The organism is Rhodopseudomonas sp. BR0G17 (assembly GCF_010907025.1).
Taxonomy (GTDB): domain Bacteria; phylum Pseudomonadota; class Alphaproteobacteria; order Rhizobiales; family Xanthobacteraceae; genus Rhodopseudomonas; species Rhodopseudomonas palustris_H.
In genome coordinates, this window is sequence record NZ_QUML01000066.1 from 1 (window position 1) to 6,965 (window position 6,965).

Below are 6,965 nucleotides of genomic sequence, written 5' to 3' on the forward strand. Positions count from 1 at the left end.
GGCTGCTGGCGCATGAGAAGGTTCGCTTCGTCGGCGAGCCGGTCGCCGCCGTGGTCGCGACCTCGCAGCTCGCCGCGCAGGCGGCGATCGAGGCGATCGCGGTCGAGTACAACGAGCTGCCGGCGGTGACCGATCCGACCGCGGCGATCCAGCCCGGCGCGCCGGCGGTGTGGGCGGAGACGCCTGACAACATCGTGGCGGCGATGAGCTATGGCGATGCCGCCAAGGTCGATGCGGCGTTCGCCAGCGCCGCCCATACCGTGTCGCTGGATCTCGTCAGCCAGCGGCTGATCCCGTCGGCGATGGAGCCGCGCTCGACCATTGCGGAGATCGAGAAGAAGACCGGCCGGCTGATCCTGCACACCCAGTCGCAGACCCCGGGCCAGACCCGCGACGCGCTCGCCGAGGCCATCCTGAAGCGGCCGAAGGAGAGCATCCAGGTGCTGGTCGGCGACATCGGCGGCGGCTTCGGCCAGAAGACCGGCGTCTATCCGGAAGACGCGCTGGTCGCTTACGCGGCGGTGAAGCTGAACCGCAAGATCCGCTGGCGCGGCGATCGCACCGATGAGTTCGTCGGCGGCACCCATGGCCGCGACCTGACCTCGACCGCGTCGTTCGCGCTCGATTCCAAGGGCAAGGTGCTGGCCTATCGCGTCACCTCGATTGGCGGCACCGGCGCTTATTTGGCGGGGGCCGGCGTGATCATTCCGCTGGTGCTCGGCCCGTTCGTTCAGACCGGCGTGTATCACCTCCCGGTGGTGCATTTCGACATCAAGGCGGTGATGACCCACACCGCGCCGGTCGGCGCGTATCGCGGGGCCGGGCGGCCCGAGGCGGTGTACATCGTCGAGCGGCTGATGGACGCCGCCGCGCGCAAGCTCAACATGGACCCGCGCGCAATCCGCAAGATCAACTACATCAAGCCGTCGCAGTTGCCCTACACCAACGCGGTCGGGCAGGTGTACGACAGCGGTGCGTTCGCCCACATGATGGACCGCGCCGCCGAGCTGTCAGACTGGGATGGCTTCAAGGCGCGCAAGAAGGCGGCGCAGAAGAAGGGCCTGCTCTACGGCCGCGGCGTCACCAGCTACATCGAGTGGACCGGCGGCCGCGCCCACACCGAGAACGTCAAGCTGCACGCCACCGCCGAAGGCCGCGTCGTGCTGCATTCCGGCACCCAGGCGATGGGGCAGGGGCTGGAGACGACCTACACCCAGATGATCGCCGCAGCGCTCGATATTCCGCTCGACAAGATCGACGTCGTGCAGGGCAACACCGATTTGGCGATCGGCTTCGGCAGCGTCGGTTCGCGCTCGCTGTTCGTCGGCGGCACCGCGGTTGCAGTCTCTTCGGCGGAGATGATCGCCAAGGCGCGCGAGAAGGCGGCGAACATTCTGGAAGCCTCGATCGAGGACATCGAGTACTCCGGCGGCATGCTGACCATTGCCGGCACCGACCGCAAGATCAGCCTGTTCGAGATCGCCGCCAAGGAGAAGGGCGCGCGCCTCAGCGTCGACTCCACCGGCGAGGTCGACGGACCGTCGTGGCCGAACGGCGCGCATATCTGCGAGGTCGAGGTCGACCCGGAAACCGGCGTCAGCCGGGTGGTGCGCTACACCACGGTGGACGACGTCGGCAATGCGGTGAACCCGATGCTGGTCGCCGGCCAGATCCATGGCGGCGTTGCCCAGGGCGTCGGCCAGGCGCTGTACGAGAACGCCGCCTATAACGACGACGGCCAGCTCCTGACCGCCAGCTATCTCGACTACTGCATCCCGCGCGCCGATAACCTGCCGCCGATCAACGTCACGCTCGATCCGTCGGCGCCGTGCAAGACCAATCCGCTCGGCGCCAAGGGCTGCGGCGAGTCCGGTGCGATCGGCGGTCCGCCCTGCGTGGTGCACGGCGTGCTCGACGCGCTGGCCCCGCTCGGCGTCACCACGCTGAACACGCCGCTGACCCCGGAAAAGGTCTGGCGTGCGATCCAGGACGCCAAGTCGGCCCAGGCGGCTTAGAACCTCAACGCCCGCAATACCGACAAAGACACACCGGCGCATGCTATGCTGCGCCGGTTCGCGTGCGGGAGAGATCGATGCGGAAGTTTCTGACGGTGCTGGCGGCGCTCGCCGCGCTCAGCCTGAGCAATTGCGGCTACAACACCATCCAGAGCGAAGACCAGGAGGTGAAGTCGACCTGGTCGGAGGTGGTGAACCAGTATCAGCGGCGCGCCGATCTGGTGCCGAACCTCGTCAACTCGGTGAAGGGCTTCGCCCAGCAGGAAAAGGACGTGCTGCTCGGCGTCACCAATGCCCGCGCCAAGGTCGGCAGCATCCAGGCGACGCCCGAGGTGCTGAACGATCCGGCCGCGTTCCAGAAGTTCCAGCAGGCGCAGGGCGAACTGTCGAGCGCGTTGTCGCGGCTCTTGGTCGTCACCGAGAACTATCCGCAGCTCAAATCCGACGAGCTGTTCAAGAACCTGATGGCGCAGCTCGAAGGCACCGAGAACCGCATCACCGTGGCGCGCAACCGCTATATCAAGGCGGTGCAGGCCTATAACGTCACCGTGCGGTCGGTGCCGACCAACTTCACCGCGATGATGTTCGGCTACAAGGAAAAGCCGAACTTCACCGTGGAGAACGAAAAGGAGATTTCGACCGCGCCGAAGGTCGATTTCACCCCGGCGCCGGCGCCTGCGCCGGCCAAGTAAGCGCATGACCGCGGCGACGATGCGCGCCGTCCGCGCCGGATGGCTGGCGCTGCTCTTCTGCGTCGTCGCAGCGGTGCTGGCGCCGTTCGCCCGTGCCGATGTCGCGGTGCCGGCGCTGACCGGCCGCGTGGTCGATCAGACGGGCACGCTGTCCGAAGCTGCGGTGACGCGGCTCGATCAGAAGCTGAAGGCGTTCGAGGCCCGCAAGGGCAGCCAGATTGCGGTGCTGATCGTGCCGACGACCCAGCCGGAGGCGATCGAGCAGTTCGCGATCCGGGTCGCCGAAGCCTGGAAGATCGGCCGCAAAAAGATCGATGACGGCGCGATCCTGCTGGTCGCCAAGAACGACCGCAAGCTGCGCATCGAGGTCGGTTACGGCCTCGAAGGTGCGCTGCCCGACGTCACCGCCAAGCGGATCATCGACGAGATCATCACGCCGAAATTCAAGGCCGGCGATTTCGAGGGTGGCATCGAGGCCGGCATCGACCGGATGATCGGTGTGATCGATGGTGAGCCCCTGCCGACACCGCAGCCGCAGCACGAATGGGCGGCGCCGGAATCCATGGATGAGTTGACGGGCTGGGCGATCCCGCTGTTGTTCGGCACGCTGGTGCTCAATGGCTTCTTGAAAGCGGCGCTCGGCCGCCTCGCAGCCTCGGGGCTGACCGGCATCATCGTCGGCGCGGTGGCGATGCTGTTCGGTCTGGTCTGGTACATCGCGCTGGTGGCGGGCTTCGCCGCGTTCCTGCTGGCGCTGGTGATTGATCTGTTCGGCGGGCCGACGATCTCCTCGGGGCGACGCAGCGGTTGGTCCGGCGGCACCTGGACCGGTGGCAGCAGCGGCTCGTCGTGGTCGAGCGGTTCGAGCGACAGCGGCTTCAGCGGCGGTGGCGGCAGCTTCGGCGGCGGCGGCGCCTCGGGAAGCTGGTGAGGAGAGACGCAGCATGGGCATCCGGCGGATCGGCAAGCACCTGTTCACCAGCCGCGGCGCGGTGCACCGCGCATTTTCGCCGGATGCGTTCGATGCGATCGAACGAGCCATCAAGGCGAGCGAAACCCGCCACGTCGGCCAGATCCGCTTCGTCGTCGAGGGCGCGCTCGACGGCGCGCCGCTGTTTCGCGATCAGCCGGTGCGCGAGCGTGCGCTCGATATCTTCTCGCAGCTTCGGATCTGGGACACCGAGCACAACAACGGCGTGCTGATCTATCTGCTGCTGGCCGACCGCAACGTCGAGATCATCGCCGATCGCGGCATCGACGGCCGCGTCAGCGCCGATACCTGGGAGGCGATCTGCCGCGAGATGGAAGCCGAGTTTCGCGAGGGCCGGTTCGAGCAGGGCGTGCTGCGCGGTATCGACCGCATCACCGCGCATCTGGCCGAACACTTCCCGCGCAGCGGCCCGAGCCCCAATGAAATCCCCGACGCACCGGTGGTGGTGTAGTAACATGGCGGCAGTCTAACCTCTCCCCGCATGCGGGGAGAGGGAGAAATTGTCGGCGCTTGGCTTTCGAAACGAAAGCTCCTCAAGCCTTCGCTGACGGGCGCGCCGCGATGCGCTCGAACCACTCGGCGATGTTGGTGTTGGCGGGATCGAGCGGCTGGCCGACCTTGGCGCCGAAGTCGAGCCAGCAGTACAGCAGCAGATCGGCCAGCGTCAGCCGCGGGCCGCAGACGAATTCCTTGCCCTTCATCTGCTCGTTCATCCAGCGAATGCGATCAGCCGCCATCTTCTTCAGCCCGGGCGCGGCTTCCGGCACGCACACCATCCGATCCTGAAACATCTTCAGTCCTTCGGCGAAGCGGAAGCCATTGAGCAGCGGCTCGCAGATGTAGAGGTCGATCCGCCGCGTCCACATCCGGCATTCGGCACGCTCTTCCGCTGTGGTGCCGATCAGCGGCGGCTGCGGATGCTTCTCCTCGAGATATTCGCAGATCGCGGTGATCTCCGCCAAGAAGCTGCCATTGTCGAGTTCGAGAGTGGGCGTCTGGCCGTGGGGATTGCGCACGAGATGTTCGGGCGTTCGATTCTCGCCGGCGCGGACGTCGAGCGTGTGGGTCGGAATCGTCAGGCCCTTCTCGGCGATGAACATCCGCACCAGGCGAGGATTGGGCCCGATCGAATCGTACAGCTTCATGGTCGTCTCCCTGATCGGCGCTTGGCTGCGCCTATGCTGATCGATCTGTCCTAGCGCGGGACACCGTGCGGTGCAAAGCCGCGCGGTGCATCATGCTGTGCGCGTTCCTCACGATTCGTGAAATTTCCGTAACCGTCGGCGGAAGTAACGATTTCGCAAGTAATAAAAGTTACCGAATAGTATCAAGCTGATCTGGAGGATTTGACACGTGGACGAGCATCGCAACGAGCCCATCGGTGAACAGCAGACCGGCGCGGCCGCCGCGACGGACGGAGCGCAGGCGAACGCCGGCAGCGCCGAAACAAGCTCGGCCTCCGCGCATCAGGCGACCCCGGCCAATACCCCGGCCAATGCGGGCGCCGCCAAGCCGAGCGAAGCGAAGCCCGCCGGCAAATCCGAGATCGAGAAATCGGACGGCGTCAGCCGTCCGCGCCCCGGCACCGTAACCATCATGGCGCCGTCGCCTCGCGAAAATCTGTATCGGCACTGGGACGATGAGATCGAAGTCGAGGCGCCCGATGAGGCGAGCCAGTCTGCGGTTCATCGCTTCGGCGTGCGCAAGCTTGCAGCGGTTGCTGCGGCCGTGATCCTTGCGGCGATCGCCGGTGCGGTCGGTGGTGCACTCGCCACCGCCAGCCTGTCGCATCGGAGCGACGCCGAGACCACTGCGGCTTCGGCGCAGGTGAAGACGCTCGACGCGCAGGTGGTGCAGCTCCAGACCGAACTGTCGGCGCTTAAGGCCGATCTCGACCACGCCGCCAAGCAGAGCACGGCGCAGCTCGGCAAGACCGCGGACCGGATCGAGAAGCTCGAGAAGGCGCAGGCCGAGCCGGCCGCCAAAATCGCCAAGCTGAGCGAGACGGTCGAGAAACTGCGCACCGCGCAGGTTCAGCCGCCGGCTGCGCCCGCGCCGGCTCCGGCCAATGTTGCCGCTGTCCCCGCCAAGGACGTCACCGGCTCGATCACGCCGAAGGCCGACGCTGCGAAGCCGGGCCGCTTGCCGACGGTCGAAGGCTGGGTGCTGCGCGATGTGTATGACGGCGGCGCGGTGGTCGAAGGCCGCTCCGGCACTTACGAAGTCTATGCCGGTGATCCGATCCCGGGTGTCGGCCGCGTCGATGCGATCCGCCGCCAGGACGGTCGCTGGGTCGTGGTGACCAGCCGCGGTCTGATCGTCGCCCGCTGATCGCGCAGCGTCATTCCTGAAATTTCAACGGCGCCGGCTGTGAGACAGCCGGCGCCGTTTTGATTTGGCTCTCCCGCGGAGCCTCGCAGACAGCGCAAGTTGCTTCCGCTTAGGCCCCGGTTCTGGCCTTGCTCGCAGCGATCTGCTGGAGCGCCCAGCGGGCGTTCTTGCGGACGTCCGGATCGAGGTCGTCGGCGATCAGCACCAGATAAGGCTCGCCGTCGGGCGAGGCGATCTCACCCAGCGCGGCGGCTGCTTCTTTGCGGAGATTAGCCTGCTCGTGGGTGACGCATTGACCGATCGGCCGTACCGCCTGCAGCGCCTTGATCCGGCCGAGGCTGCGGATCGCTTTGAGCCGCACCTGCCAGAACTCGTCGGCGAGGCAACCGATCAACGGCTCGATGGCAAGCGCTCCGCGGGCGTTGAGGCCGAGAGTTTCTGCCGCCATTTCGCGTACCATCCAGTCGACATCCTCGAGCGCGCGGACGATGGTCTCGGCTGCGATCTTCATGTGCGAGAACGCCAGCGCGCTCACCGCGGCGCGGCGGACGTGCGGATCGGGATCGCCGATCAGCGCCGTCAGCGCTGGGATCGACTCCTCCAGCTTGAGGAAGCCAATCACTCCGATCGCCTGCACCCGCACCGCGGCGTCGCCGTCCTGCAACGCTTCGAGCGCCGGCTTCAGCGTATCCTTGCGCCGCAGTTCCTTCAGCGCCCGCAGCGCGCCGCTGCGGACGAAGGCGTGCCCGTGCTTGACCAGCGGCAGGATCGCGTCGGCAGAGGCGGGGTCTTTGAACTCGGCGAGGCTGTCGGCCGCCGCCGCCGCGACGATCCGCTCCGGATCGACCAGTAGGCGGACCAGTGCCTCGGCGGCCTCCGGTCCGTCAAACTCGCCGAGCGCCATCGCGGTCTGCTGGCGGACGCCGGCGTCGGGAT

At 66.8% G+C, this 6,965-nt stretch carries 7 protein-coding genes; 5 read left to right on the forward strand and 2 right to left on the reverse strand.

The annotated features are described in order from the left end of the window. The 4 genes from DY467_RS24940 to DY467_RS24955 all read left to right on the forward strand — a co-directional run. The coding region (locus tag DY467_RS24940) for a xanthine dehydrogenase family protein molybdopterin-binding subunit (protein WP_164639707.1) at positions 1-2,015 on the forward strand (2,015 nt) is incomplete at its 5' end. 77 nt (positions 2,016-2,092) lie between these two features. After that, a complete protein-coding gene (locus tag DY467_RS24945) occupies positions 2,093-2,707 on the forward strand; it encodes a LemA family protein (protein ID WP_107354772.1) in 615 nt (204 codons plus the stop codon). Positions 2,708-2,711: 4 nt separating this feature from the next. Beyond that, positions 2,712-3,638 carry a TPM domain-containing protein gene (locus DY467_RS24950; protein ID WP_164639709.1) on the forward strand — a complete coding sequence of 309 codons (927 nt, stop codon included), beginning with the start codon at positions 2,712-2,714 and terminating at the stop codon, positions 3,636-3,638. A gap of 13 nt (positions 3,639-3,651) precedes the next feature. Beyond that, the gene (locus DY467_RS24955; RefSeq protein ID WP_164639711.1) at positions 3,652-4,149 is read left to right on the forward strand and encodes a TPM domain-containing protein; all 498 of its coding nucleotides are present in this window, start codon (positions 3,652-3,654) and stop codon (positions 4,147-4,149) included. A gap of 82 nt (positions 4,150-4,231) precedes the next feature. On the opposite strand, the gene DY467_RS24960 is transcribed toward DY467_RS24955, so the two are convergent. Next, positions 4,232-4,843: a glutathione S-transferase family protein gene (locus DY467_RS24960; RefSeq protein WP_107343579.1), complete on the reverse strand. Its 612-nt coding sequence runs from the start codon at positions 4,841-4,843 to the stop codon at positions 4,232-4,234. A 208-nt stretch (positions 4,844-5,051) separates the two neighbouring features. On the opposite strand from DY467_RS24960, the gene DY467_RS24965 reads away from it, so the two are divergent. After that, positions 5,052-6,029 (forward strand): hypothetical protein, encoded by a 978-nt coding sequence (locus DY467_RS24965; RefSeq protein ID WP_164639713.1) that lies wholly within the window; start codon positions 5,052-5,054, stop codon positions 6,027-6,029. A gap of 109 nt (positions 6,030-6,138) precedes the next feature. Here the strand turns inward: DY467_RS24965 and DY467_RS24970 are convergent. Further along, positions 6,139-6,965 (reverse strand): HEAT repeat domain-containing protein (locus DY467_RS24970; RefSeq protein ID WP_164639715.1); only part of this gene is annotated, 827 nt, incomplete at its 5' end.

What these genes read in the sequence shown, in the direction of transcription:
- DY467_RS24945 (WP_107354772.1), top strand. Translation starts at nt 2,093, where the DNA reads ATGCGGAAGTTTCTGACGGTGCTGGCGGCGCTCGCCGCGCTCAGCCTG.
- DY467_RS24950 (WP_164639709.1), top strand. Translation starts at nt 2,712, where the DNA reads ATGACCGCGGCGACGATGCGCGCCGTCCGCGCCGGATGGCTGGCGCTG.
- DY467_RS24955 (WP_164639711.1), top strand. Translation starts at nt 3,652, where the DNA reads ATGGGCATCCGGCGGATCGGCAAGCACCTGTTCACCAGCCGCGGCGCG.
- DY467_RS24960 (WP_107343579.1), bottom strand. Translation starts at nt 4,843, where the DNA reads ATGAAGCTGTACGATTCGATCGGGCCCAATCCTCGCCTGGTGCGGATG.